30 protein-coding genes, 10 tRNA genes and 2 pseudogenes are annotated in these 26,183 nt (G+C 46.7%); 9 read left to right on the top strand and 33 right to left on the bottom strand.

Annotation, left to right across the window (positions count from 1 at the left end):
* Positions 1-518: 518 nt before the first annotated feature.
* The 7 genes and pseudogenes from P378_RS06310 to P378_RS06280 form a co-directional block, all read right to left on the bottom strand.
* A pseudogene (locus P378_RS06310) lies at positions 519-2,688 on the bottom strand (hydrogenase iron-sulfur subunit).
* Between the two features lie 4 nt (positions 2,689-2,692).
* Positions 2,693-3,940 carry a CoB--CoM heterodisulfide reductase iron-sulfur subunit A family protein gene (locus tag P378_RS06305; RefSeq protein ID WP_099082657.1) on the bottom strand — a complete coding sequence of 416 codons (1,248 nt, stop codon included), beginning with the start codon at positions 3,938-3,940 and terminating at the stop codon, positions 2,693-2,695.
* A 254-nt stretch (positions 3,941-4,194) separates the two neighbouring features.
* Positions 4,195-6,069 (bottom strand): adenylyl-sulfate reductase subunit alpha, encoded by a 1,875-nt coding sequence (gene aprA / locus P378_RS06300; protein ID WP_099082656.1) that lies wholly within the window; start codon positions 6,067-6,069, stop codon positions 4,195-4,197.
* Between the two features lie 35 nt (positions 6,070-6,104).
* Positions 6,105-6,548 carry an adenylyl-sulfate reductase subunit beta gene (gene aprB, locus P378_RS06295; protein WP_099082655.1) on the bottom strand — a complete coding sequence of 148 codons (444 nt, stop codon included), beginning with the start codon at positions 6,546-6,548 and terminating at the stop codon, positions 6,105-6,107.
* Positions 6,549-6,984: 436 nt separating this feature from the next.
* Positions 6,985-8,158: pseudogene (gene sat / locus P378_RS06290) on the bottom strand (sulfate adenylyltransferase).
* 423 nt (positions 8,159-8,581) lie between these two features.
* Positions 8,582-9,454, bottom strand: a complete 873-nt coding sequence (locus P378_RS06285; RefSeq protein WP_099082654.1) for a CoB--CoM heterodisulfide reductase iron-sulfur subunit B family protein — start codon at positions 9,452-9,454, stop codon at positions 8,582-8,584.
* A 1-nt stretch (position 9,455) separates the two neighbouring features.
* Complete coding sequence (locus P378_RS06280) at positions 9,456-10,058, bottom strand: 4Fe-4S dicluster domain-containing protein (protein WP_099082653.1); 603 nt, start codon at positions 10,056-10,058, stop codon at positions 9,456-9,458.
* A 607-nt stretch (positions 10,059-10,665) separates the two neighbouring features.
* Between P378_RS06280 and P378_RS06275 the strand changes: the two genes are divergently transcribed.
* Both P378_RS06275 and P378_RS06270 read left to right on the top strand, forming a co-directional pair.
* Positions 10,666-11,403 (top strand): YkgJ family cysteine cluster protein, encoded by a 738-nt coding sequence (locus P378_RS06275; RefSeq protein WP_099082652.1) that lies wholly within the window; start codon positions 10,666-10,668, stop codon positions 11,401-11,403.
* Positions 11,404-11,521: 118 nt separating this feature from the next.
* The gene (locus P378_RS06270) at positions 11,522-11,899 is read left to right on the top strand and encodes a YlbF/YmcA family competence regulator (protein ID WP_099082651.1); all 378 of its coding nucleotides are present in this window, start codon (positions 11,522-11,524) and stop codon (positions 11,897-11,899) included.
* Between the two features lie 55 nt (positions 11,900-11,954).
* Here P378_RS06270 and P378_RS06265 read toward each other — a convergent pair whose 3' ends face one another.
* Complete coding sequence (locus P378_RS06265; protein ID WP_099082650.1) at positions 11,955-12,662, bottom strand: response regulator transcription factor; 708 nt, start codon at positions 12,660-12,662, stop codon at positions 11,955-11,957.
* Positions 12,663-12,973: 311 nt separating this feature from the next.
* Between P378_RS06265 and P378_RS06260 the strand changes: the two genes are divergently transcribed.
* A complete protein-coding gene (locus P378_RS06260; protein ID WP_099082649.1) occupies positions 12,974-13,597 on the top strand; it encodes a PilZ domain-containing protein in 624 nt (207 codons plus the stop codon).
* 442 nt (positions 13,598-14,039) lie between these two features.
* Here P378_RS06260 and P378_RS06255 read toward each other — a convergent pair whose 3' ends face one another.
* From P378_RS06255 to P378_RS06245, 4 genes are all read right to left on the bottom strand, one after another.
* Positions 14,040-14,408 carry a hypothetical protein gene (locus P378_RS06255; RefSeq protein ID WP_099082648.1) on the bottom strand — a complete coding sequence of 123 codons (369 nt, stop codon included), beginning with the start codon at positions 14,406-14,408 and terminating at the stop codon, positions 14,040-14,042.
* A 440-nt stretch (positions 14,409-14,848) separates the two neighbouring features.
* Positions 14,849-15,094: a hypothetical protein gene (locus P378_RS21210; protein ID WP_238472960.1), complete on the bottom strand. Its 246-nt coding sequence runs from the start codon at positions 15,092-15,094 to the stop codon at positions 14,849-14,851.
* The gene (locus P378_RS21205) at positions 15,091-15,447 is read right to left on the bottom strand and encodes a YwiC-like family protein (protein WP_238472959.1); all 357 of its coding nucleotides are present in this window, start codon (positions 15,445-15,447) and stop codon (positions 15,091-15,093) included. Before P378_RS21205 ends, P378_RS21210 begins: the two co-directional genes overlap by 4 nt.
* 290 nt (positions 15,448-15,737) lie before the next feature.
* Positions 15,738-16,145 (bottom strand): hypothetical protein, encoded by a 408-nt coding sequence (locus P378_RS06245; protein WP_238472958.1) that lies wholly within the window; start codon positions 16,143-16,145, stop codon positions 15,738-15,740.
* A 201-nt stretch (positions 16,146-16,346) separates the two neighbouring features.
* Here P378_RS06245 and P378_RS22800 point away from each other — a divergent pair, with 201 nt between their 5' ends.
* From P378_RS22800 to P378_RS06235, 3 genes are all read left to right on the top strand, one after another.
* A complete protein-coding gene (locus P378_RS22800; protein WP_274378653.1) occupies positions 16,347-16,481 on the top strand; it encodes a hypothetical protein in 135 nt (44 codons plus the stop codon).
* Between the two features lie 114 nt (positions 16,482-16,595).
* Positions 16,596-16,844, top strand: coding sequence for a DUF1540 domain-containing protein (locus P378_RS06240; protein WP_099082646.1), 249 nt, complete (start codon positions 16,596-16,598; stop codon positions 16,842-16,844).
* 252 nt (positions 16,845-17,096) lie between these two features.
* Positions 17,097-17,282, top strand: a complete 186-nt coding sequence (locus tag P378_RS06235; protein WP_420795976.1) for a hypothetical protein — start codon at positions 17,097-17,099, stop codon at positions 17,280-17,282.
* 97 nt (positions 17,283-17,379) lie between these two features.
* Here P378_RS06235 and P378_RS06230 read toward each other — a convergent pair whose 3' ends face one another.
* The 6 genes from P378_RS06230 to P378_RS06215 all read right to left on the bottom strand — a co-directional run bounded on the left by P378_RS06230 (position 17,380) and on the right by P378_RS06215 (position 20,374).
* Positions 17,380-17,835 (bottom strand): hypothetical protein, encoded by a 456-nt coding sequence (locus P378_RS06230; RefSeq protein ID WP_099082645.1) that lies wholly within the window; start codon positions 17,833-17,835, stop codon positions 17,380-17,382.
* A 268-nt stretch (positions 17,836-18,103) separates the two neighbouring features.
* Positions 18,104-18,388: a hypothetical protein gene (locus P378_RS06225; protein WP_099082644.1), complete on the bottom strand. Its 285-nt coding sequence runs from the start codon at positions 18,386-18,388 to the stop codon at positions 18,104-18,106.
* Between the two features lie 16 nt (positions 18,389-18,404).
* Positions 18,405-18,575, bottom strand: a complete 171-nt coding sequence (locus P378_RS19435) for a hypothetical protein (protein WP_180261003.1) — start codon at positions 18,573-18,575, stop codon at positions 18,405-18,407.
* Positions 18,576-18,836: 261 nt separating this feature from the next.
* Complete coding sequence (locus tag P378_RS06220; RefSeq protein WP_238472957.1) at positions 18,837-19,436, bottom strand: divergent polysaccharide deacetylase family protein; 600 nt, start codon at positions 19,434-19,436, stop codon at positions 18,837-18,839.
* Positions 19,373-19,651 carry a hypothetical protein gene (locus P378_RS21200; protein ID WP_238472956.1) on the bottom strand — a complete coding sequence of 93 codons (279 nt, stop codon included), beginning with the start codon at positions 19,649-19,651 and terminating at the stop codon, positions 19,373-19,375. The genes P378_RS06220 and P378_RS21200 overlap by 64 nt, the downstream gene beginning before the upstream one ends.
* Positions 19,652-20,374 (bottom strand): N-acetylmuramoyl-L-alanine amidase family protein, encoded by a 723-nt coding sequence (locus P378_RS06215; protein ID WP_238472955.1) that lies wholly within the window; start codon positions 20,372-20,374, stop codon positions 19,652-19,654.
* 17 nt (positions 20,375-20,391) lie between these two features.
* Here P378_RS06215 and P378_RS21195 point away from each other — a divergent pair, with 17 nt between their 5' ends.
* A complete protein-coding gene (locus P378_RS21195) occupies positions 20,392-20,700 on the top strand; it encodes a hypothetical protein (RefSeq protein ID WP_238472954.1) in 309 nt (102 codons plus the stop codon).
* Positions 20,643-21,155 carry an aminotransferase class I/II-fold pyridoxal phosphate-dependent enzyme gene (locus tag P378_RS06210; protein ID WP_238472953.1) on the top strand — a complete coding sequence of 171 codons (513 nt, stop codon included), beginning with the start codon at positions 20,643-20,645 and terminating at the stop codon, positions 21,153-21,155. Before P378_RS21195 ends, P378_RS06210 begins: the two co-directional genes overlap by 58 nt.
* A 72-nt stretch (positions 21,156-21,227) precedes the next feature.
* Here P378_RS06210 and P378_RS21190 read toward each other — a convergent pair whose 3' ends face one another.
* The 6 genes from P378_RS21190 to P378_RS22795 all read right to left on the bottom strand — a co-directional run bounded on the left by P378_RS21190 (position 21,228) and on the right by P378_RS22795 (position 22,923).
* A complete protein-coding gene (locus P378_RS21190) occupies positions 21,228-21,392 on the bottom strand; it encodes a hypothetical protein (protein ID WP_238472952.1) in 165 nt (54 codons plus the stop codon).
* Positions 21,393-21,419: 27 nt separating this feature from the next.
* Positions 21,420-21,794: a VanW family protein gene (locus P378_RS21185; protein ID WP_238472951.1), complete on the bottom strand. Its 375-nt coding sequence runs from the start codon at positions 21,792-21,794 to the stop codon at positions 21,420-21,422.
* A 608-nt stretch (positions 21,795-22,402) separates the two neighbouring features.
* A tRNA-Leu gene (locus tag P378_RS06200) sits at positions 22,403-22,489 on the bottom strand.
* An 80-nt stretch (positions 22,490-22,569) separates the two neighbouring features.
* Positions 22,570-22,646: transfer RNA gene (locus P378_RS06195), tRNA-Asp, on the bottom strand.
* A 6-nt stretch (positions 22,647-22,652) separates the two neighbouring features.
* Positions 22,653-22,727: transfer RNA gene (locus tag P378_RS06190), tRNA-Gly, on the bottom strand.
* 70 nt (positions 22,728-22,797) lie between these two features.
* A complete protein-coding gene (locus tag P378_RS22795) occupies positions 22,798-22,923 on the bottom strand; it encodes a hypothetical protein (protein ID WP_274378652.1) in 126 nt (41 codons plus the stop codon).
* Between the two features lie 175 nt (positions 22,924-23,098).
* Between P378_RS22795 and P378_RS06180 the strand changes: the two genes are divergently transcribed.
* Positions 23,099-23,722 carry a hypothetical protein gene (locus tag P378_RS06180; protein WP_099082642.1) on the top strand — a complete coding sequence of 208 codons (624 nt, stop codon included), beginning with the start codon at positions 23,099-23,101 and terminating at the stop codon, positions 23,720-23,722.
* Positions 23,723-23,822: 100 nt separating this feature from the next.
* Here the strand turns inward: P378_RS06180 and P378_RS06175 are convergent.
* From P378_RS06175 to speB, 9 genes are all read right to left on the bottom strand, one after another.
* Positions 23,823-23,897 (bottom strand) — tRNA-Cys (locus P378_RS06175).
* Between the two features lie 9 nt (positions 23,898-23,906).
* Positions 23,907-23,981, bottom strand: a tRNA-Gly gene (locus P378_RS06170).
* A 20-nt stretch (positions 23,982-24,001) separates the two neighbouring features.
* Positions 24,002-24,077 (bottom strand) — tRNA-Phe (locus P378_RS06165).
* A 73-nt stretch (positions 24,078-24,150) separates the two neighbouring features.
* On the bottom strand, positions 24,151-24,720 hold the full coding sequence (gene dut, locus P378_RS06160; protein ID WP_099082641.1) for a dUTP diphosphatase: 570 nt from the start codon (positions 24,718-24,720) through the stop codon (positions 24,151-24,153).
* A 157-nt stretch (positions 24,721-24,877) separates the two neighbouring features.
* Positions 24,878-24,952, bottom strand: a tRNA-Cys gene (locus tag P378_RS06155).
* Between the two features lie 9 nt (positions 24,953-24,961).
* Positions 24,962-25,036, bottom strand: a tRNA-Gly gene (locus tag P378_RS06150).
* A gap of 16 nt (positions 25,037-25,052) precedes the next feature.
* Positions 25,053-25,128: transfer RNA gene (locus tag P378_RS06145), tRNA-Phe, on the bottom strand.
* 7 nt (positions 25,129-25,135) lie between these two features.
* Positions 25,136-25,212, bottom strand: a tRNA-Asp gene (locus tag P378_RS06140).
* Positions 25,213-25,312: 100 nt separating this feature from the next.
* Complete coding sequence (gene speB / locus P378_RS06135; RefSeq protein ID WP_099082640.1) at positions 25,313-26,182, bottom strand: agmatinase; 870 nt, start codon at positions 26,180-26,182, stop codon at positions 25,313-25,315.
* Between the last annotated feature and the right edge of the window lies 1 nt (position 26,183).

The following is a 26,183-nucleotide window of genomic DNA, read 5'->3' as shown; positions in this document are numbered from 1 at the left end:
AAGGGGTTTGGGGAAATTATTTAGAAAAATTTTAGGAGGTGTTGCCCCTACCAGGGTGATCAAATTGAAAAATTGTTGTCACCAAAGGTTTAAGTTGTTCCGTATTAAGGGCAGCCTATAGTTGATTTCGGTATTTACGGAGTAAGTTGCACTGCGCGTCCCGATTTTAGTTTTCCGTGACTATAATAATCGTGGAGGGATTTGTCATGACAATGACCGATTTTGCTGAATGGGCCAGGCCAAAATGGACAAATGCAATGTTCATGATGAAATAGAAACCAGTAAATTAATGGTAGAAATAATGAAAAAATTCTTTGCCATTGGCCGGGAAGAAAATGAAGGATCTGAGCCTAACTAAAGTCAGCACCTAAAACTCTATACCTTATTCATGCTGTTAATTGCCCCTGCAGTTTTTTCAAGGTTTCTTGTGAAAAAATATACTTTCATGTTAAGATTTTTATATCTCCAACGAAATAAAACCCCGCCTAGCGGGGTTTTATTTTCGTTTACTTGTAGATTTAGAAGCCTTTCATCGGGTTGGGGCCGAATTCTTCAAGGTCTTCAGCAAACTTGTCAATGATCTTAGGCAGTTCTGCATAGTCCATAATGTTGATTTGAATCATGCGCACCCGGTCAGATTCTAAGCCAAGGCGGTCCAGGGTTTCGGAAACCTTGGAGAGACGGATTTCAGCCAGCTCGGAACCCTTCATAAAGTGGCACTGGTAGTCTTCACCGTGTTTGCAGCCCAGCAGCAATACGCCGTCAAAGCCCTTGGACATGGAGTCGGCAATCCAGACCAGGTTCAAGGAGCCAAGGCATCTTACGGGAAGGATACGTACCCAGGAGTTGTACTTCAGGCGGTTGATACCGGCCATATCCAGGGCGGGCATGGCGTCGTTTTCGCAGGCCAGGATGAGAATTCTCGCTTTTCTTCGTCCTCTTCAGGAACTTCGACGGCCTTCACCATGTTACCGATCATACCCACAGAATAGTTTTTGAAGGAGATGATCCGCTCGGGGCAGGCGCCCATGCAGGTACCGCATCTTCTGCAGCGGGTGGGGTTGGGCAGCGGGTTGCCCTTGGCATCTTCGTTAATGGCACCGAAGGGGCACTCTTCCGTACATCTCTTGCACTGGGTGCAGCGCTGGAAGGCAAATTCAGGATAGGACAGGTCGCCGCTTCTGGGATGCACGGCAGCACCGCCGGCAGTGGCTTCCACGCACTGGATGGCCTTTAGAGCGGCGCCGGTGGCATCGCCCACAGCCTTGGCCATATCCATGGGAGCCTTACACTACCGCAGGCATAGATACCGGTACGGCGTGTTTCATAGGGGAAGCAGATAAAGTGAGAATCCGGGAAACCATATTTTAAGTTCGGCAGTTCAGGACCCTGTCTGTATTCCAGACCCAGGATCTTTACAGCAGCTTCCTGGGCAGCGGCATCCCCCTCACCGGCAGCGGCTACGATGGGCTCGGTGGCCTTGGTGGTGGGGACCATCCCGTTGGCCAGTACCACTAAATCGATGTCTTCCACTCTGGCATTGCCGCCGAGCAGAACATCCTCGGATTCGATTGCCAGCTTGCCGCCAGCTTCGGAAATACCGGTAATGTCGCCTTTAATAAATACGGCGCCGGTTTCCTGGGCAGCTTTGTAAAAATGTTCATACTGGCCGGAGCTGCGGATATCCTTATAGAATACATAGGACATGACTTCCGGCGCCAGTTCTTTTAAATAAATGGTTTGCTTTAAGGTTTCCACGCAGCAGGCAGCGGAACAGTAGGGCAGTCTCTCAGCGTCCCTGGAACCTGCGCACTGGATAAAGGCAACCTTTTGAGCGGCAATCTTGCCGGACTTGGCCATAGCTTCGAATTCAGCATGGGTAATGACATTGGCATACTTGCCATAGCCCAGGTGATCCAGTTGGGCAACATAAGGGGTGGAACCGGTGGCCAGCACGATGGCACCCACTCTTTCGGTCGCAATATTGCCACCCTGGTTGATTTCAGCATCAAACATGCCCGGGCCGCCGGCGATCTTTTCAATCACGGCGCCGGTGTAAACCTTAATGTTGGGATTGGCTTCAATTTCGGCAACGCGACCGGCAACATCGGGATCTGCAGGAGCAGCAAAGGGAGCAGCCATCGGGGTGGTCTTGTAAACCTTGTTTAACCAACCGCCCAGGGTGGCTTCCTTTTCCACCAGTACCACAGGATAACCGGCTTTGCCGGCTTCCAGAGCTGCCGTCATACCGGCCAAACCGCCGCCCACAACCAGAACGGTCTTGGACAGGTCTTCGCCCAGATAAGGAGCAGGTGCTTCGCCGGCTTTTGCCTTTTCTAAGCCCATGCGAATCTGGTCTTCGGCCAGCATCTGGGTATCTTCATCATTGGCCTCGTGGCTCCAGATACACTGTTCACGCAGGTTCACACGGTCCGTGAATACGCCGGGAAATCTAAATACGTCACCGTTCACACGGTTGGAGCAGGCAGCTATAACCACGCCGTCCAGACCCTGGGCTTCGATTTCGCCCTTAATTAAGTCAACACCTTCTGCAGAGCAGAGGTAGGCATGTTCTTTACAAACAGGAGCTTTATATTCCTTGGCCGCTACTTTGGTTAAAGCCGCTACGTCAAGGGCTTCGCCAATGCCGCAACCGGTGCAAATGAAAAATCCAAATTTTTTAGCCATTGTCTTACCCCCTCACCGTAGATTGGATGGCTTTGAGAACAGCAGCGGTTGCACCTTGAACGGAAGAGGCAACATCACCCGGTTTAGCCACACAGCCGGCACCGTAAATGCCGGGCACAGAACCACTCAGAACAAAACCGTCTACATCATAGGCTACTGCTGCAGGAACCTGGGCGGCAGCAGTTGCAGGAGCCATCCCGGTGGCCAGAACAACCAGGTCATACTTCAGTTCGGTAATTTCCTGGGTGATTTGGTTTTCTGCCAGTACGATAACGTCTTTGGTGTCGGCATCTTCCTTAATTTCGGAAGGCTTGCCCTTGATCATGGTAATGCCGTGTTCTTTGATCTTGTTATAGAAGTCTTCATGCTTGCCCATGGCACGGATATCCATGTAGTAAACCGTTACATTGGCATCGGGATATTGTCTCTTCACATAGTCGATTTGCTTCAAGGTTGCCATACAGCATACGGAGGAGCAAGCCTTCTGGTGATTTTCATCACGGGAACCGGCGCACTGAACAAAGGCAATGTTCTTGGGTTCTTTACCGTCGGAAGGGCGAACAATTTTACCGTTGGTGGGACCGGTCAGAGCAGCCAGTCTTTCCATCATGATATTGGAAATGGCGTTGGCAACGGTGCCGCTGCCGTAGTTGGCCAGTTTTTCTACGGGATAGGAATCCCAGCCGGTGGCCCAGATAACAGCGCCAACATTTACGTTCATGGTCTTGGCGCCCATGTTCAGGTCAACGGCTTTAAATTCACAGACTTCGGCACACTTGCCGCAGGAAGCGCCGAGACAAACAGCGCTGTCAATAACGTACTTCATGGGGAAAGCAAAGGGCTGGGGCAGGTAAGCAGCCTTGGTCTTGTCCAGGCCAAAGTTGAAATCGTTGCTTCTTTCCACCGGGCATACTTCGGCGCACTTGCCGCAGCCGGTGCAGCCGTCGGTGATATAGCGGGGATTGATTTTAAAGGTTACATCAAAGTTGCCTTCCTGGCCGGAGATGCTTTCCACTTCAGCCATGGTGAGCACTCTGATATTAGGGTTCTTTCTAACTCTCTGGAAGTTGATTTCCAGACCGCAGTTCGGCGGGCAGAGTTTGGGGAAATACTCGTTGATTTGAGAAACTTTACCGCCCAGGTAAGTGTTCTTTTCTACCAAGAACACTTCATAACCCACTTCGGCGGCTTCCACAGCAGCGGTAAGACCACTAATGCCGCCACCAACCACTAATATGCTTTTATTTGCCATTTTCTCACTCCCTAGTCCAGTTGTGGGTTGTAAAAAAGCCATTGGATAGGTGATTAACAAAAAATTTAAAAACTTACATACCCTGCCAGGGAAAACATATAAAAATCCAGGGAGCCCACAGGCCACCTGGACAACCGGGCCCTAAAAGCGCGTTGCACCCAGGCCGTTACATTTCTTTAATGAGGAGCCCGTGGCCGTAGTTGGCCACGGGCCCTGGAGCTATTCAGTTATTTTGATTTCAGACGGCAGACTGATTAGTCAACCAGACGGATGATGGGACGCTTGATCATTTCCCACTCACCGGTAGCAGCATCGTACTTGCAGTTGCAGAATACTTCCCACTCAGGATTGATAGTGGGAATGTCAGCGCGGAAGTAGTAGCCGGGCCAACGGGTTTCTTCACGGAACAGTACGGTGCGGATGTGGGATTCGGCTTGCAGAGTTCTGTGGATGTTTTCCCAAGCTCTCATTAACTCGTGCAGGTCGCGGGCAGCCAGCTTCTGGCTGTCTTCTTTCAGCATGAGCAGGTACTCGAGACCTTTTTCCAGCAGAGCCTTGCTGGTGGTGAAGTTCGCTACAACACCGCCGGCGTACTCGTCCATCATCTTCTGCAGACGGAACATATACTGCTTGGGCAGGATGTAGTTCGGGTTAACGTCAACGTCGGTGGTGAAACCGGAGAACTCTTCGAATACAGCCATCGGCTTCAGAGTCTTGGCAACCAGTTCTTGAACCTTAGCTTCGTCAAGGTTGGGCTCCTGGTTGTTTTCTACAACGAAACGAACCATGGACTTACCAGCGACACGACCTTCAGCGTGGGAGCCGGAGGAGAACTTGTGGCTGGAAGCGCCGGATGCGTCGCCAGCGGCGAACAGACCCTTAACGGTGGTCATGTTGGTGTAACCCCACTGGTATTCAGCAGGAGCTAAGTCAGCAGGACCGGATACCCAAGCGCCGGAAGCGCCGGAGTGAGAACCGATGAAGTAAGGTTCAGCAGCAGCGATTTCGGAAGCTTTTTCTTCGGGAGCGATATCACAAGCTGCCCACAGGATAGCCTGAGATACGGTCATATCGAGGAAGTCTTCCCAAGCTTCGCTTTCCAGTTCCTTCATTTTCTTCTTGAAGGCCTTGGGATCGTCTTCGTATTTCTTAGCTAAGTTAGCAATAGCTTCGGCAGTCTGCATGTAGATGGGGCCTTTGCCTTCGCTTACATCCAGCATACCGAGGTAATTACGCAGGTTAGCAGGGATGGGCTTAACGGAGCCATAGGGACCCCAGTTAGCCAGTTCTGCTTTACGGGTTACCATGTATTCTTCGCCCAGAGCGTTGGTAGCACGGGATTTGAAGAGCAGGAACCAAGCGCCTACAGGACCGTAAGCATCTTTAAAGCGTACGGGGATGAAGCGAACTTCCTGGCAGGTCATTTCAGCGCCGGCAGCCATGGTGAAGTAAGCGGAGGAACCGGAGCTGAACGGAGGATACCAGGAACGGCCCAGACCTTCACCGGTGGAGCGGGGCTTGAATACGCCTACGGCGCCGCCCATAGCAGCCAGAACGGCTTTGGCCTTGAATACGTATACTTTTTCTTCACGGGTGCTGAAACCAACAGCGCCGGCGATTCTGTCGCCATCCATGATGGGTTCGGTGATGAAGATACGCTCGTAGATGTTGTCGGTGCCCAGAGCGTTCTTAGCAGCTTCAGCAACGATAACCTTGTAGGATTCACCGTTCAGCATGATCTGCCAGCGGCCACCGCGAACGTAGTTGCCTTCTTCGTTGGTCCAGATGGGGAGGCCCCACTTTTCGAACAGGTGAACGGAAGAGTCAACGTGACGGGCGATGTCAGCGACTTGGTCATCACGAGCGATGCCCATTAAGTCGTTCTTAACGTATCTTACATAGTCTTCAACGGTGTTTTCACCTTTAGCGATACCGAGGTACTGGTTGATAGCAGACAGACCCATTGCAACAGCACCGGAACGGTCCATAGCAGCTTTATCAACCAGGGTAACTTTTAAACCGTGTTTCTTAGCCCAGTAGGAAGCTTCAACGGCTGCGCCGCAAGCTGCCATACCGCCACCAAGGATCAGAATGTCGGTATTCACTACTACAGTTTCAAAGTTCGGCATTTATATTAACCTCCTCCGATAGTTAGTTATCTAAATTACTTCTTCATGCCGGGAAGCTCAGGAGTACCTACAGAGTAGGGCTCGGTGAACAGAAGCTGGTCGTTCAGGTTCTCTTGGTCTACAGTGTAGCCGCCAGCTGGTTCAGCGGAACCTTCAGCAGTGGTACGGATGGGGAATTTGAAGCGCTTCAGCATGCCATTACGGAACTTAACGGTCCACATAATGCTGTCGGAGCTTCTGAGGGGTACGCAGCTGGCACCCATGGGAACGAAGTCGGCATAACCACGAACGTCGATGGCCTGCTGGGGGCAAATCTTAACACAGCAGTAGCACTCCCAGCACTGGGATACATCACGGTTGGTGGCTTTCATTTTTTCTCTGTCCAGAACCATCAGGTCATTGGGGCAGATGTACATGCAAGCGGTTTTGTCCTGACCTTTGCAACCATCGCACTTTTCAGCAATTACAAAGCTAGGCATTTTTTTACCTCCCTATTGCTAATTTTTAAAGACTTTTCGTCTTTAATTTCTTATTCATTAGGCGTCTTTTGTAACAGAACTTGTCTCCCTACCGCCGGTGAACAGATTCTCATATGATTTCGTTTCGGAAACTCCGAATGGGTGCTATTGACATAAAACTCGCACACTTCAGGCAAAACGCCTCCGGGGCCAACCACCTCCTCTTCTCTGGTCAAATATCACCAGCAGCAAGGGGTCTATGCCGTTGGTACAGTGCAAGCCATGGGGCTGCACCATACCAACGATATTTTTTTTACTCCACCGGTAATGCCAAGTCATATTTTGTCAATTGGTTGACAGAATCATTTTGTCGAACACTGTAGAATATTAATGAATTATTTAAAGCGATATTCAGTTTTAACACATTCCACAGGCCGGCTGGGTTATCAAGCGCCAATTACTTGCCGCTGTCGAGACTCTGGTAGTACTTGGTGAGGATTTCCAGAACTTCTTTGCGACCAAATTCGAGCGGGGGCAGTTCGCCTCTGCCAAACATTTCGCGAACCTTGGTACCGCTGATAGCTACGCGATCTTCCGGACCGTGCGGGCAGGTTTTCTCAGTAGCCATGCCGTCGCACTTGCGGCAGTAGTAAGCGGAAGTAACTTTAATGGGCTGGCACAGGAGTTCGCCGGGCTTGAGTTGGTCGAAGATTTCCTGAGCCTGGTAAGGAGTATAGTAGCTGCCAACACCGGCGTGGTCACGACCCACCAGGATGTGGCTGCAGCCAAAGTTCTGACGGAAAACAGCGTGCAGGATCGCTTCTTTAGGACCGGCATAGCGCATTTCCATGGGATATACGCGCATTTCGATGGTCTTAGGGTTGAAGTAATACTGCATGTGGCTTTATAAGCTTCGAAGCGTACTTCAGCCGGGATATCACCCTTCTTCAGTTTGCCAACAATGGGATGCAGGAACAGACCGTCACAAACTTCGTTACCGATCTTGCACAGGAACTCGTGAGAGCGGTGCAGGGGGTTACGGGTTTGGAATGCGCAAACAGTGTTCCAGCCCTTAGACTCAAACAGAGCGCGAGTTTCGGCCGGGTGAGCATAGTAGCCGGCATACTTTTCGTCATAACCCAGTTCGGAGAAGGTTACGATGTCGCCACCGATGTAGACTTCACCCTGAGCCATAACCTTTTGAACGCCGGGGTGTTCTGCGTCATCGGTGAAGAAAGCAGCTTTGCACTCTTTTACTTTGTCGTATTCGTACTTGTCGGAAACGGTGATGATACCAACATATTCGCCGGACTCATCATCAACCAGCGCCATTTCTTGACCAGGCTGGATAGCTTCAGCTTGTTCCTTGGTAACAGCCAGGGTTACAGGAAGAGGCCAAACCAAACCGTTAGCCAAGTGCATGTTGTCAATAACGCCTTCGTAGTCAGCTTTGTTCATAAAGCCAGTCAGGGGAGAGAATGCGCCCATACCGAGCATTAAGCAGTCGGAAGTTTCACGAGAGCTCATGCGGATGACCGGTAGGGATTCAGCTTTGGCTTTCAGTTCTGCCACTGCTCTTTGGGAGCCAGTACGGGAGTCAGTTTGCCACCATGCGGTTGAACTAATGCCATTTACAACCATGCCTCCTTGTGTTTTAAAATTTGGACTGTGTCCTAATTTTGTGAATCCAAACACTTTATGGGAATATACCACATAGCAGACACCTTGCTTGCACCGATCGTCCGAACCAGTTAACCAGCCAAATTCATTGACCCTCTGCCAGGTTCTGGTTAACGTTCGGGAAAATTCCACTGCCTTGAGGCAGTCCGTGAATGCTTATTCCTGCGACAACGTGATGTTATTCACTTGGAATATCCGGTGCTTGCTTGGCATCCCCGCCTTCTCTATCTAACGCGGGTGCCAGTTGGTATTTGTACTTGTGATTTTGTATGCTTAATTGTATTCTCTCTGTTTTTCTTTTTTCCTGCTGCTTTTTAATAATTTTATTATGAATTTGTGCAAAAAAGTATTTGGCAGGAAAACCATTTTTTCCATTAAACGCCAAATTGTTTAAGGGCGTTGTTGGGTGAAACGATACAGTAGTCGAGACCGGCTTTCTTGCGGTCCAATCCATAGGCAATGGCCATTAATTGAGTAAAAAATAATACCGACAAATTATAATTGGTTCCATATTTTTTATTGACTTTAATTTGGTAAGCGTCCAGGTTCATCTGGCACAGGGGACAGGGGGTTACGATCAAGTCGGCCCCTGCTTCATAAGCACTTTTTACGATGGGATACAGGGCAGAAATCGTATTATCAGGAGCAGTTAAATTCATTGCACCGGTACAGCATTTTAATTTATAAGGGAACGGAACAGGTTCTGCGCCCAGAGCGCTGATAATCTTGTCTAAAAAGGTGGGATTTTCCCAGTTGTCAAAATCTCTCAGGGCTCTTACGGTCTGGCAGCCAACATAACCGGCCACTTTGAGACCCTTTAAGGGCTTGACTACTTTAGAAGCGATGGTGTCCAGGCCAATGTCGGAAACCATAACATCCAGCAGCATACGGACCTTTAATTGACCGTCATAGCTGAGGCTGTCTTTGCTTAAAGCGTCGTTGGCATTGTTTTTGAATTTTTCATCGGAAAACTTTTTATTAACATTGCCTAAAATGGCATAGCAGGAACTGCAGGTGGCAACTACATCTTCCGGACCCATTTTTTCGGCCAGGGCCAGGTTTCTGGCAGCCAGCACATCTGCAGCAAACTGACCAATTACACAAGACGTTACAGTGGAACCACAGCAATTCCAGTCTTCAATCTCTTTCAGTTCAAGGCCTAAAACCTTGGCCACTTCAAGAGCAGAGTGATGGTAACTAATGGCTGTTCCTTCACTGGCGCATCCAGGATATATTGTGTATTTCATACTAGTGACCACCCTCCTTCTTGGCGATTTCTTGGGCCCGGTTTAACACCTCGCGTAATTTGCCAGGGTTTTTGACTCCCTTGGGCGGTAACAGCGGCAGACGGCGGTGCAGCATCAGTCCTTTGCCGACATCCTGCATATCCAGAGCCATTTTTATAAAGTTGCCCAGACCGATTTTCAGACCGTAATTTAAGGTCAATCCGCCTTCCCAAATGCGTCCACGTTTGGAAACGTCCTTTGCATAAACTTCGGCCATATCCTGGGAATTATGTTTGATTCCATTCTCCACGGCCAAGTGACGGAGGTCGTGCATTACATCCATCATTGGAACCCCGCGGGGACAACGACAGGCGCAGGTGTAGCACGAAGTACATAACCACATGGTATTGGCTTTTAATACTTCATCCTTACGACCGGCCCGGATGAGCTGGATGATGCGTCTGGGTGAAAGGTCCATTTTTTCTTTCAACGCGCAGGTGGTGGGGCAAATGCCGCACTGCATGCACATTTTCACCCATTTGCCGTTTTCCAACTCATAAACCTTTTTAGTAAATTCCGAATCGTACTTTACTGTAGCCTTCTCCTTTGCCGTAGCTTCAGACATTTACTTCCCTCACTTCCCTTCGGGCATTCTTCCGGCAGTTTGCTCTTTTCAGATCAAACTAAAAATCGGTATTCGCACGGGCCGGTTCGCCCTTGTGAATATCCGCACACGAACTAACGCAGTGCTCCTCCGACACCTCCTTACGCAGGATATCATAATCTATAATAAATGCTTGGGAAACTTGTCTAATTGGAATAGAAAAACCGGTTAAATTAACCAGTTGATTGAGATATGCTTGTAAATTAACTATAACACTACTATTTTTAGTTGACAAGTATATTTATCATTTGCACTTATTTTGGAAGTCTGCATAATTTTTTTAGGGAATTTACCGACAATTCAGATATCTAAAAAGATATCATGCAGCACAAGCGTCGTCAAGACGACACCGGCTTGTGCTTATTGTAACTTTATTCGAGCATTGCCACAGAATCCTGCATCACGTTCTTAATTTTTAATTAAGTCAACTTTACAGTTCTAATTTATACATCAACCATCTTTAATATTCCCTATATTTTCTTGACCTGATCCATCGCCAGTTGATTGGATATTTGTTATAATTAGTACTTGATACCCAGTAAATATGTAATAAGGAGATGAGTACTCGATGCTGCAGCAGGTGGAACTCTATTCTGCTCTTGGGAAGGCTGAACAAAACGATTTATTTACGAAACTGGGAAAAATATATGCCAATTTACCCCAAACCTCCTGTACCGGCTGTGCAACATGTTGCAATTGGGGTAGTCCCCCGGCATTCTTTATTGAGTATTTAAATCTGTATCGATATGTTCGGGACAACCTGAAGGAAAACTGGCCGGACATCCTGAAAAAATCAACGGAATATTTTTACCTGGAACTGGTGGACACCAATCAGAAATGCTCGTTCCTGAGTGAAGATAATCGCTGTTCTGTTTATGAAGTAAGACCCTTTACTTGCCGTTCCTACGGACTCTTATCGAAAGAGGACTTTGAAACCGGCGACCGGGGTCTTAAGAAGCTGGCGCAAAAATTTAAGGAGGAATATGATTTAACCCTTCCCGATGAAATTATAAACTACGAACTCCCCTGGTGTGACAAGGTTGTTTCCGGTCAGAGATCCTATATCAAAAAATCCACACTGGCAGGATTGGCCGCCCAAATCGGCACCCTGGATTACCCCTTCTTCCCGCAGGAACTGGTGGACCAGGAAGGAACTCTTCTCCCTTATCCGGTTCATTTGATGAACACGGTTTTGGGAACCGGCACCCGGGCTCGGAAAATTAAAGTGATGAAACAATTTGTTGACGGCGGCAGCAAAGAACTGTTAAATGGTTTTGTGGAAAAAGCATCTTCCTACCGATTTTAATTTCGTCCCCTTCGGTTAAACCTAACTGAAGGGGATACTTTTCTTTGGCAACAGATTTCCCTAAAAAGGGAAGGATTTTGTTATAGTATGGAGAAGATATGGATGGGAGGTGAAAGTTATGGCTAAAATTGATACAGCTCTGGACATGTGCGTTCAGCTTGGCAAAATTCTTTCTGAAACCGAAGAATATCAGAATATGAAACAAGCCGAGGCCAATCTTCTCCACGATGAAAAAGCGCGCCAACTGGTGGAGGGCCTGCAAAAGCTACAGATGGAAGTTCAACAGAAAAAGTTAGCGGGCATACCGTTATCCGAAGTAGATAAGAATAACATGCTGGAAGCTGAGGCCAGGGCCATTGAAAACCCGGTGGTGAAAGCTTCTTTTGAAGCCCATGAAAAATTTCAGGCTATTATGACCCTGGTAAGCACAAAAATTCGCGAAGGGATCCTTGGCACACAGCAGGTTCCCTGTGATGATGAAGAAGCAGAAGAATAATAACTTTAAAAACAAGAGACTTCGTACCTTTGTATGAAGTCTCTTGTGATTTCTATTATTGTCGTTCTTTGTTGGGTGGCTCAAATTTGTATCCTACACCCCATACGGTTTTAATTAAATCCGGGTTCGCAGCATCTTTCTCGATTTTTCTCCTCAGCCTTCTGATGTGAACGGTTACGGTGTCCTCGTCCCCCTCAAAATAACTTTCCCAGATTTGTTCCAGCAGCTGCAGCCGGGAGAAAATTTGGTTGGGATGAGAGGCCATCAGCCAGAGCATATCAAACTCCTTGGCTGTCAGCGTAACTTCCTTGCCCCAAATACGGACCAGCCGTTTTGCATACTCGATGTAAACATCAGAGTAATCGAGAATTTCTTTATTTTTCTTTTCAGGGGTGCTTTTGCTACGTCTCAAAACCGCCTTAACCCTTAACGCCAACTCCGCCGGGCTGAAGGGTTTGGTCTGGTAATCATCCACACCCATTTTGAAGCCGACAATCTTATCCACCACGTCATCCTTGGCGGACAAGATGATAATGGGTACGTCTACTTTTGTTTTTATTTTCTGGGAGGCTTCCAAACCGTCAAGTTTAGGCATCATAATATCCATAATCACCAGGTCCGGACTCATGGTGGTGGCCAATCGAACAGCCTCTTCGCCATCCTGGGCAGCCATTACCTTATAACCTTCCTGTTCCAATGAGCGAGAAACAATCTTTACAATTCTGCGGTCATCATCCGCAATTAATATGGTTCCGTTGCTCATGACTACCCTCCAGACTTAAATAGATACTCTGTTATTTTTGACACAAAGTTTCTAAAATCCTTCTAATCTTACACGAATTTTTTTGATACTTTAGTCCTACTTATATTGGGACCTTTGACATCTGTTAAAAATCCCTTTAAAGGTATAACATAAGCTTACCGCTTTTCCCTTCCCCGCTACATGCGGGGTTTTTTCTTTTTTACGACAAAACTTGCGTTCCAATGGCAGGTGGGTAGTAGGCATTTGTTTATAAATCAAGTATAATTTAAGTAAATTTGCTATGTTCTTACAGGCAAGAACAAAGGAGGGCTATGGTGAAAGGAGAAGAAATCATTGCCGTTCGACAGAAGGTTTTGCTGCAGGCAGGTCTGCAGGCAGGTTTTCAGCCAGCCTTTACCGCTAAAATCACCGGGGTGGATAAAGAGCACTTTTGGGTCAACCTGCCAAAAGAAGGAAACCAGGTCTTAGTATTGCAAAAAAATCAACCGGTTAGAATTGGCATCTCCCTGCCCACGGGCTTTTACCAGGCGGATACCTCCGTTGGGGTCCTGGGCGAAGACAAAGATAAGTTTTACGGTCTTGTTATCCCTCAAGAATTCACCGAGTCAAAGGAAAGAAGGTTTACCCGGGCCCACCGCTCAGCCAATGTTTTATTGCGTTCCGGCAATGTTACCGCGCAAACCGCACTGGTCAACTTTTCAGCAGGGGGTATGATGGTTTACCTGGTCCCGGAACTGGAAAAAATGTTGGCTACAGGCCAAGACATTAAGGCAAAATTAGATATCAGTGATTTTCCCTTTGAGTTAGACGTGCGCTTTACCTGGAGAAAACAATATGATGGCATACCCTTTGTCGGCTTTGAGTTTGTCAATCTGCCCCCCCGTGTCCAGGAGGAATTAGCGCTTTTATCCACCCGGTATTCCGACAACAAGTAGCTGTCGTAAAAAGTATCTTTGCTGCTACACTTATTCACATTTTAGGTGGTTTATCCACAGAGTTATCCACAAAATATCCACTGTAAACTTTTCTTACCGGGATTATATTCCTAGGACCTGCGTCATAGATCGGACCATGAAAAAACAGCAAGCCACCTTTTGCCGGGGTGGCTTTTGCGTGCAGTTAAACGTCCCTTTGATAAGGTTATTTAATTAGGAATTTACACTTGCTTAACGGTAAAGGGTCTTTTTTGTGTTATAGTAGTAGTGTACGGATTTGTTAAGGAGGTGAAACAAATGAGCGAGGAGTTAATTAATGATATTTTGCATGAAATCGGTTTGGAGAAATTAAACAGCCCGGAAGAACAAGCCCAGTAAAAGCCGGCGGCCGAGACTCTTGAATGACCCCCGGCTTTTTGCTTTTGGCGATATCGGCCCAGAATTATTTCATCTGAATGCCTTTGAGCACAAACTGGCCATACTCATTTTCAGTGTAACTTATTCTTACCCAATCCTTAGTGGCAAAGCCGGACAGGTCTTGCTTCAAATCTGTTGTCCTGAACACCTTTGGTTCCCCGTTAATCTCTATTTCCACCGAGTTGGCGTCAATTTGACCCACATACTGTCCTACCACATCGCCGGCCCCTTTGGTGGCTGTACCGGTCTTTTCCCCCGCATTACCACTCTTTTGTATCTCTTCAAGTTGCTTCGGTTCATTTGTTTTGGATTCCCTGGCCTTCCCGTCGGCACATCCGGCCAAAACTGAAACAACCATTACAAAAATAAGCACCAGCGGTACTATTTTTTTCATCTGACAACACCCCTTATTTAAAATAAATGCCTGTAAATAAAGACGGTTCATTTCCCTATTTGTACCGCTATGATGATCTCTTTCTGCCACCAGCCCAACCCCTTAGGTAAAAAACCTGCATAATAATCTTACAAACGGAAAATAATACTAGTATTTTGGAAACTCGGAAAGGTGAGGTCATGGAGCGGAAATACTGTCCAAATTGCAAAAGGAATGTAACACCGGTAAAAAAATGGTCCTGGGTTTGGTTCTTAATACTTCTTCCCATCTACCCCATATACTATCATTATTTCGCACCTAAAATCTACTGTCCTATCTGCGGCAGGAAAGGTTTACAGCCTGCGCGCTGTTAAAATAACAGGGCAAAGCAAAGGCAACCCGCCTGTTTTACGAATGGCGGGTTGCTTATAACTTAAAGCTTGAATTCAAAGGAATTACTTTCAATTGAAATACTTTATCAGCAAAATCACAAAAAACAGTGAGTTGGCAATCTCCAGTTTGCCAATCTGCAGCGGTGTCATCGCACTGCCGGTGCAACCTATCGCCCGCACCAGACTCGGTAAATAAGCAAGGGTTAGCGCCAAGCTTTCGCTAAGGAAAAAGACAAGCATAACAACGGCGGCGTGGTAACCCCAGGACAAATGGTGGAAACAGGGGTTCCCTCTTTCCCGGATCATGGTCTTCACAAAAAACACACTGCCCATGAAAAGAGCACACAGTACAGCCAGGCCAGGATCAACTGAGTGTGCCAACTGCCGGACCCGACATACCCGCTGGCCACCGCTCCCAAAGACAAACCGGCAATGGCGGTAAAGTCATTAAACAAGTTCCGTTCCCCATTGGTACGGGCAAAGTAAACATTCACCGATAGCACAGGCAACAAAACTGCGCCAAGCCATAGAAGCCCCGGGTAATAAATCAGAGGTGCGATCAGAAAGGCAACGGCAATGGCTCCGTAAATAACCAGCCACTTGCTGTATTGAACCGCATTTCTTTGGTTGCGGGAGATCATCAAAAGAGGGTACGAGGATAAATACAAAAAGAACCAGCCAAGAAACAACGGAACTGCAGCCAGTTCAGTTCATAGACGGCAGCGCCCACCGCAGCATGGCCCAGGCACCGTGTTCTTTTGGCAGAACCAAATTCATGACGCTCACCTCATGCACAGCATAACGCAACAGGTTTTCTGTGTCTGTGATAAGCATTACATTAGAAGGAATAAAATTATTGCTAATAACAACCAATTACTGTTTGGTACAACCTAAACCAAAAATCCTACCAGGTTTAAACTTGGCAGGATTTTTAGGGCGGTCTGAACACTGACTAAGGCTAATTAAGCAGGATAGATAAAAGACCCAGCTGATTATTCAAAAGCAGAGCATCCGTGACATCAAAGGTTAGCGTTACATCCTTTTTCATTGCCAACGGTACCACTTCCAGAGTAACCGTAGCCTGGGCGGTGGTTCCATTGATGGAAATATCCCTTATGTTGGAATGCTTGACATTATTCCTGAGCTTTTCCACCAGTTTTTCCGCAATAGGCCCTGCCGCACCCACGTATTTTTTTACAACTTCAATATCCCCGTTATTGATTCCCTCTACCAGTTCGGTTACGGCATTCCGAACATCTTGCTCGGTAAACTGCTTTTTGGCCGGTTCGGAGCCTTGCGGCGCTGAACAACCTGTGATTGTAAACACAAGCAGTAACAGTACAATGAGTAGCCGTTTCAATGTCATCCCTCCTGGCATTTCTTAACTATCAGCCAGGAATATTATAACACTTGTCTGCCTATACCTTTTACCAAATTAATAAATATCATTTATCCGTTTTCCTAGCCTTAAAAATTTTTTCAAAACCCTTTGAGTTAGACCTATCCTAAATTTTCCCGGAATGAACCGCTCCCATACCAGCCATTACTAATGATGGAGGTGATCTTCTTGCGTAAGAAAAAAGAATTGGACAATGTCGTTATCCCCAAATCCGATACGGAAGCCAGTCCCGGATTGATTCGCCTGAAAGATGTCCTGGGTGACCAGACAAACCCGCTGCTCACTTTTAACGAACATGAATAAAAAACTTTGGCAAAACGAAACTTGCCCTGTAACTGTTTGTTAATTGTTTCCGGTTATAAAAATTTCTTTATTGAAGATACTATCTTATGAAAACAAAACGAAAGGAGTGTTTTTGTGAACCAACACATCCACTGTATCGTAAACGACTGCCATTATTATGCCACGGGCAATAAATGCGTAGCCAATGAAATCCTGGTAGCCACCGATAATTTTGGCGCAACCCAACCCGATAATGTCGATGCAACCATGGCAAAACAATATACCCCTCAACAAGCAGGAAACTGCATAGAGACATGTTGCAAAACTTATGTTCCAAAGGGTTCCAAAAAGACCATTGCTGACAACGTGACGAAAATGTCATAGTTTTGCTGACCCGGCCAGGCAACTGGCCGGGTATTTTTGTTTACATTTAAACCCCGGGAATTTCCCGGGGTCAACCACACACCAAACTCCTAATGCTTCAATATAACTTTAATACAATCATCTTGTTTTTGATCGAAAATCTCATAACCCTTTTCACCCTCGTCAAGCTTCAACCGGTGGGGTTTATTTAGTGGTCTGGTTCTCCATCAAAGGGCTAAGAAAATACCCTACCAGCGTTTTGCGGTAGGGTCATTGGAGGATCATCATCCGGTTTGTGTGGATTGTGCTAAAGCCTATGCACCGATGATTACCCTGGGCAGTTGGAGAGCTAAAGTGGACCCTGACGGATGGACGGCCCGTACAGTGGACGGATCCATTTGCGTACAATATGAACATACCATTGCCGTAACAGAGAACGGGCCGGTGATCTTAACCTAACTATAGTATATAAACATTCATGAATCGAGTATTTTCTTCTCCATCCTCTTTTCTAACAAGGACTTTTTTCACTGATTAGTTGTAAATGAAGAGTTAATTATTCAAAGGATGATGTAGAAATATCGCCTTTAAACTTTGAAGTATTTTGCAAAAATAAAGCTAAACAGATGGTGTCTGCTAAATTATCACCTGTAATCCACTTAGTATAATCATTGGAATTTTCATCCTTTATATTACGAATACCTACCTTCCAACGAAAATTTAAGCTATTTTCTATACTGGTATCTTTATAAGGCTGTAGAGTTAAGTCCATTTTTTCTGCAATCGCGATGGCAAACCTTATGTCAGCAGTATAAGGTGGAAGATAATGGTCTGTATCAAAAGGAAGACTCTTTTTTATTCCATTCTTTTTAACATAGTAATCTGACTTAGCACAAACATGATAAAAATATGTGTCTTTTTTTATGGCTTTTTCATCAAAAAGGATTTCATGAATAATACAATCTTTCTGCCTTGGATTCATTTGATTCCAAATACTAATTAAATGATTCACAAACAATTCTCCTTTCATGAATGATGAAATTCTGCCCCATTTTCCCTTTGGTAAATTATAACATATTTAGGCTGTGGTTCTCTCTTGGAATTTTTACTGTACACAACATTGACAATAAATTTTTATTTTACTGAGTAAAAAAACGACCTCCCAGAACCGATTCTAAGAGGTCATTCTCTGGCTTGCACCGCTACCCTACCGGGGTGGATTAAGAATGAGCTAACAGTGTTGATTGATATGGAGAAAAACGCATACCTGCCTAATAACATTATCCATGATGAATTCTTCTCCCAAACAACCCTTCCGAAACAGTCACAAAAAATATCAAGAATACAAAGTTCGCAGCAAAATCAATCGCCATATTATAGTTTCCCAGGAAGGAAAGATTTCCAACCTGCAAGGCAATATAAGTAAACACCTCCGCCACAATGGTAAACAACAACAGAATCGGCAGCTTAGCTGCAAAATCCTTTCTCATATAATTCATTACCAGAATTCCATCGGCAATACCCCAGACCAGGTTGAAAAAGGGTATGCCTGCAACTGGAATCAACGATTGATAAAGCGAATCAGGCCCACAGGCCCAGGGTGCTAAAAGCCAAATTACCTGCCAACAAGACGATTGCCGCAAGCAACCCCACGGGCAACAGTTCTTTTATGCGCTGGGGTTTAACCAAAAGAAGCACCGCTCCCCATGCGATAACCGCAAAGATGAGGTTTATCCATTTTGCCAACTCCATAAAATCGCCTCCTTTTTCTTCAGAACGATCTGTTTAGTGCTTCACCGCCAAATAAACCTTTTGCCAATAAATCCCCGCCCAGCACCACATCCATCCCCGGCTAAACCTGTGAAAAGTGTCCGGGTTGGTGGTCATCCAGGGAAACATTTCCCCCGGCAAGCCCGCCGTCATAGACATCATGTCAATAAAAGGTTCCATTGTCAGGAAATATAAAAGGTGTTGATATTCCTACCAACCGCCGCAGGATTCCTTAGACCTCCTTTATACCTTTCCGTTACCATTCTTTAATTTCACAATCTCCGAAAGGGGTACCAGTTTAACCCCCTCTTTTTCAATCAAAGGGATAGCTTCCTTAACCGCACTGGCAGTTACCCTCCCGCCCTGGCCCACATGCCCGATGGCCACGGCATAACCTTGCTTTTTAGCCACTTCGCAGGCCTTCATAATTTGTTTTTTGATGTGACCTTTGCTTTTTATATTATCCAAGAAAATATCTCTTTTTATCCAAGGAACTTGCATGGACCTGGCTACAGGTATGATCTGGGAATGCTGGGAGGTCCGGCTGTCCAGAACATACAACCCCTTGCTCTTGGCAATTTCCAACATAGGGGTGACTTTTTCTTTGCTGCTGGTTATTTTAGAGCCGGTATGGTTATTAAAACCCCTGGCATGGGGAACTGTCTTTAGATTTTCAGTAAAGGTCTTTTTTATTTCCTCCTGACTCATGCTTGACTTGATGGCACCCGGGCCCAGCCAGTAGGCCTTGCCCCGCAGAGGTTCCATCGGTTGGTGTAAAATCACTTCATGTCCTCTTTTATAAGCCTCTTTGCTCTGCTCAACGGAATGAACCAGGTTGGGCATAACCGCCACTGTAATGGCTTATTCAATGCCAGTAACTCCGCTACTCCGTGGTTATCTGCCCCGCCAAAATCATCAATAACAATGGCCAGCACCGGCTGCCTGGTCGAGACGGTCTCTGTTGCGTCGAATACAACATTTTTTAGCCCCCGGTACCCCAAGGCCGCAATCAAGACTAAGGCAAATAGAATGACTCCCCATCGCTGCAGCTTCTTCATCTATTGAGTCACCTTCTTGTGTAGATTTGTTAAATAGGTTCGAAGATAGTCCGGGACTTTTATATCCCCCGCAGGCGGAGCATCCTTCACTTTAAGATAACCAATAATTCCTTTTGTAATGGCCCTGGCCAGTGTCTGCTGGTATTTTTTATCTATGAGTTTTTCCCGTTCCTCCGGGTTATTTAGGAACCCTGTTTCCACAATGATACAGGGCATGTCGGTATGCGTAAGCAAATAATATCTACCTGTTTTTATTACACGATGATTAACCCCGGGAATTTGGTGAAGTTCTTTCTGGATACATTCCGCCAGCAATTTGCCCTGGGCGGACTTTTTAAAATAAAAGGCTTCCGGGCCGGAACACTTGCGCCTCCCCACATTCACATGAATGCTGACCATCGCATCTGCCTTAGCGTTTTTGGCCAGCTCTATTCGCCGTTCAAAATCGTACCTTTTGGCGTCCCTCCCGTGTAATCCGGGAATAGCGTGGTTGTAATCTCCATCCCGGGTTAAAATCACGTCTACTTTGTTCCCTTGAAGCAGTTTCTTTATTTCCAATGAGATTTGCAAATTAATGTGTTTTTCCAGAACCCCTTTACGGCTTGCTCCAGGGTCATAGCCGCCGTGCCCCGGGTCAATGACAACCTGCCCCAGCATCTCCCCTGCCCAGCAGAACCCGGGGAGGACCAGTAAAGAAACAATGAAAACAATGATTCGCAGCAAGCTCTCACCTCGCAGTCATGGTTATTATTCCTATCCCTTTACTTGATCATGTAGGAAATAACAATTTACCCATTTCAGCCCTGGAAGCCGGTGCTGATGCCTGTGTGCAGGGAACCCATAAAATGTTGACTTCCTTTACCCAGGCCTCCATGCTGCATGTCAAGGGAGAACAACTGAACAGGCAAAGGTTAGAGGCAAGTCTCCAGCTTCTGCAGAGTACCAGCACATCTTACCTTTTACTGGCCTCCCTGGATGGGGCAAGGGCCAAATGGCCGGTCACGGCAGGCAGTTGGCGGAAAACGTCCTGGAACTGTCCTGGATCTTGAGAAAGAAAATAAAGGACATTGAGGAATTCAATGTTTTTGGGGAGGAGATGATTGGGAGACCGGGGGTTTTTGGACTGGACCCAACCAAGATAAATATCTCCTTAAGAAACCTCAAGGTGAGTGGTCTCTGGGCTGAAAGCTGGCTCAGGGAAAAGGTTCATATTCAAGTGGAAATGTCCGATGTATTTAACTTGCTCCTGTTGGTTACCTTTGTCAACTGGCAAAGTGACGTAAATTATCTTTACGAAGCCCTAACGGAGATGAAAGAATATATTAAGAAAAATCCTGGAGTAACCCACTCTTACTCTGCCATCCAGGATATAAATCCTTTCCCTTTCATTCCTGACCTTGTTATGCCACCCGGGAGGCTTTTTGGGCCTCCCACACTCCTCAGCCTGCAAACGGTATTGGTTATAAAAATAAAGGTTACATCTTACGGGGCCCGTGTTGAATGATACACGGGCTCGCGCTATACCAGCTGGTTCCTCGTCTTTTAGAAGTTACTGTACCGTCCGGGTATTCCACCTTTACAATGATTTTACAATTAACCCTTCCTGCCCCGGCATCACAACTTTTTCCTCACCGGGTGCCAGGTTACGGTTTAGTCGACGAACCGTCCAGTATTTGGCTCTTTTGGTAACCCGGTGGTACCAGGTAACTTTCGGCGGCTCTTTCACCCCGTACAGAGCCATATAAACAGTGTCGCCAACCTTCTGGGATCAAATCACCACAGGCCCTTCGGTATCATTAATAAAACGGAAATCTTTCACACCATAAAAGACAGTGGCATCCTGCCCTGGGGATACATAGGGTACGGTCATGGAATGGGGGCTGCGCATAATCACTTTTAAGTCACTCAAGGTGGCTACATTGTAGAGTAAAGAAGCAATTTTACAGACTCCCCCGCCCACAGTCCTTGTCACGTTACATCCCGCATAGGTAGGTCCGGTCTGGTACCCTTTGTAGCTTGTATAGGGTCCAATGGTATTGTTTTGAGAAAAGATTTTGCCTGGCAGCCAGTCCGATATTAAATCCTTCTCCGGGAAGCGGGTCGTGTAACGTGGCTTTATAGGCAGCCATTTTAATGGTGGCATTGTACTTAGTTATTCTTTTTATAAATTTTGTATCGTTTTCCCAGGGAAGGGGGCCGTCGTAGGACCTGTCCATCCCTTTGAAATGATTATAAATGTCATCAGCATTAACGCCCTGCTCTATCTTTTCATATGGAGAAATCCTCTTTCCCTTGAGAGTAAACCGGTGTCTGGTATAGTAAGCTAAGGCATACTAGTAGTTAGTTTCCTTAATAGCTTTACTTTACCTGGCAGCTGATCCTAACCCGTATTCCTGACGAAATAGAGAATAAATACTAAGGTTATTTAGGAAACGTTATACTAGAAAGATGACACTTATATATTTGAGCATTTCTAAACCCTCACCGAAAGTTTTTTAATTTTTATTTGGTAACCGTGGTATCCTTACAGGCTTATTATTTGCAGAGAGGTAGTCTGGTATTATCTATTTGGATTGTTTTCTACAGCAAAGTATATGTTTTTGATCTGACAAGGGTTATGTTACTTCTTTTCTGCCCATTTAGGTGTCGCATTGGATAGTATGAAATTAATTTTGGCGACATTTGGCGACATAGACACAAAAACACCCTCCTGGTTAAGGAGGGTGTTTCGGCTTTAAGCCTTGATTTTATTGGTGCCCGGGGCCGGGGTCGAACCGGCACGGTGTTGCCACCGCAGGATTTTAAGTCCTGTGCGTCTGCCTGTTCCGCCACCCGGGCAGGTTATTCAGCTTTAGCTTAATTAGTATAACAACCTTGCTATGTTTTTGTCAATACTTCAAGATTATTATGAAAAAGTATGGCGGAGCTGACGGGAGTCGAACCCGCGATCTCCTGCGTGACAGGCAGGCATGTTAGGCCACTACACCACAGCTCCATAAAGTGGAGCGGAAGACGGGATTCGAACCCGCGACCCTCGCCTTGGCAAGGCGATGCTCTACCACTGAGCCACTTCCGCACGCATCTCGCGCCGACGAATATAAATATAGCACAGGTAAAGAGGACAAGTCAATATCCAAGTTATGGATTCATTTATCACCGTATTTCCGGTTAAAGCCGATAATAACGGCGGCCAGCGCCACTGTAACGGCGATAAACATAAACAACAATTGTGTTTTGGATAGGTTGCCGTAGAAGGACAACATGGATTCCACTTTATCACGTCCCTGCAATTTTTTATTATAGAGTATACCACTCCTGTACCACCGATAAAAGGTAAACTTAAAACCTATGCAGCTATTGGAAAATTTTAACTTATTTTTTAACAACTGGAAGGAAATTCCTGGCTGCTTAGCGAATAAAAAGGGAAACAGCGTAGGGGGTATTGCAGTGTTTAGGGAATATCGCCAAATTGTAGATAGGATAAACGGTCTGGACAAACCGTTGTCATCATTAACCAGATCCCAAAGAAATGAGGTTTTAAATCTCTCCATTCGCCAGGAAGAACTGGAAAAACAAATCGGAGCTGAAATCCGGAAAAGCTTTAAGGAACTGCAGGAATGCTTGGATGTTGTGGCTGAGTGGGTTCGCTTAATGCAGGAGGACGCTATTAAAGCGCTGGGAGTGGAAGGTACTCCCGAAGAGGTTTTGGCCCTGGAAGAAACCCTGGCACAGGCAAATTCACTAAATTATCAGATCTCGGCTTTAACCCTGGCTAACTATTCTACAATCAGCAAGTCCTGTACCAATTCAGAATCCGAACAGGTTAGCTCCGTTCCGGAACCGGCCATGGTTTTTGAAGAGGCCAAACCCAGGGCGAAAGTTTCTCTTCCTATTATACATTCTACCATCGACATCGTTGATAACTCTGAGCAGAAAAAAATTGTTACCAAGGTTTTAGAAGAAATCAGCGATTCCGTTGTGGCAGCAGCACCCACTTACCTGCCTGATGTTTTCAATCAACCCAGAATTACCGCCCAGAAGACCAGATCTTCCAAAAGAAAAAGACGTTAAATCTCGGTGTTATAGACACCGAGATTTTTATAGGCAAGACAGGGTATAAAAACAAAAAATCACCTGCTGCCCCCGCAGGTGACTTGAATTCTTATCATTATGGAGGCGGCACCCAGATTCGAACTGGGGAATAAAGGATTTGCAGTCCTCTGCCTTACCACTTGGCTATGCCGCCAGATAACAATGGAGCGGAAGACGGGATTCGAACCCGCGACCCTCGCCTTGGCAAGGCGATGCTCTACCACTGAGCCACTTCCGCACACTTAATGATGAAAAATATGGTGCCTCGAGCCGGAATCGAACCAGCGACACGCGGATTTTCAGTCCGCTGCTCTACCAACTGAGCTATCGAGGCACTGCCGACAGTTATAAATTGTACCATATGTCAATTGGTTTAGCAAGAGGTTTTTTGTCAGATTCTTGGCAAATTATATACCAGTGCTGCCAAAACCACCCTTCCCTCTCTCTGTCTCGTTTAATTCCTCACATTCAACCAGTTCAATATCGGGAAGTGTGTGGATAATGGCCTGGGCGATTCTGTCCCCGGCCTCAAAGGATACTTTATGCTCCCCCGCATTGTGCAGCAGGACCATAACCTCCCCACGGTAATCAGAATCCACTACACCCACTGCATTGCTCAGAGTTATGCCATGGTTTTTGGCCATGCCGCTGCGAGGGTAAATAAGCATGGCGTATCCCGGAGGGATCTCAAAGGCCAAGCCTGTCCGCACGGCTTTGTGCTCCCCGGGATTAAGGGAGAAATCTTCCAGGGTATGCAGGTCAAAACCGGCACTTTCAGGTGTGGCCCGCCTGGGGAGTTCGGCATTTTGTTGGAGTCTCTTTATTTTGATTAAACTGTTTTTAAATACAAACAAGCTGCAACGTCTAAAAGGATACAGGGCCTCATCCCTGGGAATCTTTATTTCTTGCTTTTCACACTTATAATCACCGCGAATGATTTCAACTCCGTACCGGCACCGCTTACAGGTCTCCAGCATCCCTCTAACACCCCTAAAAAACGCATAGATTTGTGATAAATATCACTTCGACACAAGATGGTCCATTTTCCTCTTTTATATGCAAACTTTTTGTCATTATTTTGACATAACATAAAAAGCAAGAACTCCTAAACAACCCTTTAGGAGTTCTTGCCACTGGAGGCGGCACCCAGATTCGAACTGGGGGATAAAGGATTTGCAGTCCTCTGCCTTACCACTTGGCTATGCCGCCAGACAACAATGGAGCGGAAGACGGGATTCGAACCCGCGACCCTCGCCTTGGCAAGGCGATGCTCTACCACTGAGCCACTTCCGCACGTAAGATGAAAGTATGGTGCCTCGAGCCGGAATCGAACCAGCGACACGCGGATTTTCAGTCCGCTGCTCTACCAACTGAGCTATCGAGGCAAATATGTGGCGGAGCTGACGGGAGTCGAACCCGCGATCTCCTGCGTGACAGGCAGGCATGTTAGGCCACTACACCACAGCTCCAATCACCAGCGTTCGCCGCTGACATTGATAAGTATACAAAAACTAACTTCAGAAGTCAAATAGATTTTTTACGCTTCATTAGGAAATTTTAACCTCGGCTTTACGTTGACCCTTTGCCAAAGGCCAGAATGGCTTCCCTAACCAGTTTGGAGCCTAAAATGGCGGTTCGTTGAGAGGGATCATAAACCGGGCTAATTTCCACCAGGTCAAAACCCACCACATGCAAATCCTTCATTATATAAAGGGCTTCCAGTATTTCGGCCGCAGAACAGCCGCCCGGCTCGGCGGTGCCGGTGCCCGGGGCAAAGGCAGGATCCACCACATCAATGTCCAGGGTAATATGCACCGGGTGTCCTGCCAGCTCAGGCAGTGCCTTTTTTAAAGGTTCCAGCACCCTCCCCACGAACATGTTGGTGTTCTCTTTGGCGTAGGCAAACTCATCCCTGGTGCCGGAACGAATGCCGAATTGGTAAATATTCTTTCCTCCCACCAGATCCACCGCCCGTCGAATGACCGAGGCATGGGAAAGGGGCTGGCCCATATAATCCTCCCGCAGGTCCGCATGGGCATCGAAGTGGAGAATTTTCAGCCCGTGGTATTTCGCGGCCACCTGTTTAATGACCGGCAGGCTGATTAAATGCTCTCCCCCCATTACCAGGGGGAATTTATCATCCTTCAGGATGTGGCCCACAACTTGGCCGATACGTTGCAAACTCTCCGCCACATGACCGAAGGGAAGGGAAACATCCCCGGCATCAAAATAGGTGTAATCGGCCAGGTCCCGGTCCAGCATGACGCTGTATTCTTCCAGGCCGATGGAGACCTGCCGGATGGACTGGGGGCCCTGACGGGTTCCCGGGCGAAAGCTGACGGTAAAATCCATCGGCGCTCCCACCAGGACTATGTGGGAACGGTCGTAGTCCTGGGAAGCGCCCATGAAGCCGCTGTTATTGTCCAGAAGGTCAAACATG

The sequence above is a fragment of the Desulforamulus profundi genome (assembly GCF_002607855.1).
The sequence above is the reverse complement of the archived record's forward strand: the minus strand, read 5'-3'. Positions and strand labels throughout refer to the sequence as shown.

Excerpts from the sequence above, each read along its gene's own strand:
- P378_RS06255 (WP_099082648.1), bottom strand. The coding sequence starts at position 14,408 with ATGAAAAAAATAGTACCGCTGGTGCTTATTTTTGTAATGGTTGTTTCA.
- P378_RS06220 (WP_238472957.1), bottom strand. The coding sequence starts at position 19,436 with ATGCCCAACCTGGTTCATTCCGTTGAGCAGAGCAAAGAGGCTTATAAA.
- speB (WP_099082640.1), bottom strand. The coding sequence starts at position 26,182 with ATGTTTGACCTTCTGGACAATAACAGCGGCTTCATGGGCGCTTCCCAG.
- P378_RS21185 (WP_238472951.1), bottom strand. The coding sequence starts at position 21,794 with ATGCCACCATTAAAATGGCTGCCTATAAAGCCACGTTACACGACCCGC.
- P378_RS06245 (WP_238472958.1), bottom strand. The coding sequence starts at position 16,145 with ATGACATTGAAACGGCTACTCATTGTACTGTTACTGCTTGTGTTTACA.
- P378_RS06280 (WP_099082653.1), bottom strand. The coding sequence starts at position 10,058 with ATGTCTGAAGCTACGGCAAAGGAGAAGGCTACAGTAAAGTACGATTCG.
- P378_RS06305 (WP_099082657.1), bottom strand. The coding sequence starts at position 3,940 with ATGGCAAATAAAAGCATATTAGTGGTTGGTGGCGGCATTAGTGGTCTT.
- P378_RS06265 (WP_099082650.1), bottom strand. The coding sequence starts at position 12,662 with ATGAGCAACGGAACCATATTAATTGCGGATGATGACCGCAGAATTGTA.
- P378_RS21195 (WP_238472954.1), top strand. The coding sequence starts at position 20,392 with ATGGTTATTATTCCTATCCCTTTACTTGATCATGTAGGAAATAACAAT.
- P378_RS19435 (WP_180261003.1), bottom strand. The coding sequence starts at position 18,575 with ATGGAGTTGGCAAAATGGATAAACCTCATCTTTGCGGTTATCGCATGG.
- P378_RS06275 (WP_099082652.1), top strand. The coding sequence starts at position 10,666 with ATGCTGCAGCAGGTGGAACTCTATTCTGCTCTTGGGAAGGCTGAACAA.
- aprA (WP_099082656.1), bottom strand. The coding sequence starts at position 6,069 with ATGCCGAACTTTGAAACTGTAGTAGTGAATACCGACATTCTGATCCTT.
- P378_RS06210 (WP_238472953.1), top strand. The coding sequence starts at position 20,643 with ATGGCCGGTCACGGCAGGCAGTTGGCGGAAAACGTCCTGGAACTGTCC.
- P378_RS21200 (WP_238472956.1), bottom strand. The coding sequence starts at position 19,651 with ATGAAGAAGCTGCAGCGATGGGGAGTCATTCTATTTGCCTTAGTCTTG.
- P378_RS06270 (WP_099082651.1), top strand. The coding sequence starts at position 11,522 with ATGGCTAAAATTGATACAGCTCTGGACATGTGCGTTCAGCTTGGCAAA.
- P378_RS06285 (WP_099082654.1), bottom strand. The coding sequence starts at position 9,454 with ATGAAATACACAATATATCCTGGATGCGCCAGTGAAGGAACAGCCATT.
- aprB (WP_099082655.1), bottom strand. The coding sequence starts at position 6,548 with ATGCCTAGCTTTGTAATTGCTGAAAAGTGCGATGGTTGCAAAGGTCAG.
- P378_RS21190 (WP_238472952.1), bottom strand. The coding sequence starts at position 21,392 with ATGGCTCTGTACGGGGTGAAAGAGCCGCCGAAAGTTACCTGGTACCAC.
- dut (WP_099082641.1), bottom strand. The coding sequence starts at position 24,720 with ATGCTGGAGACCTGTAAGCGGTGCCGGTACGGAGTTGAAATCATTCGC.
- P378_RS06260 (WP_099082649.1), top strand. The coding sequence starts at position 12,974 with ATGGTGAAAGGAGAAGAAATCATTGCCGTTCGACAGAAGGTTTTGCTG.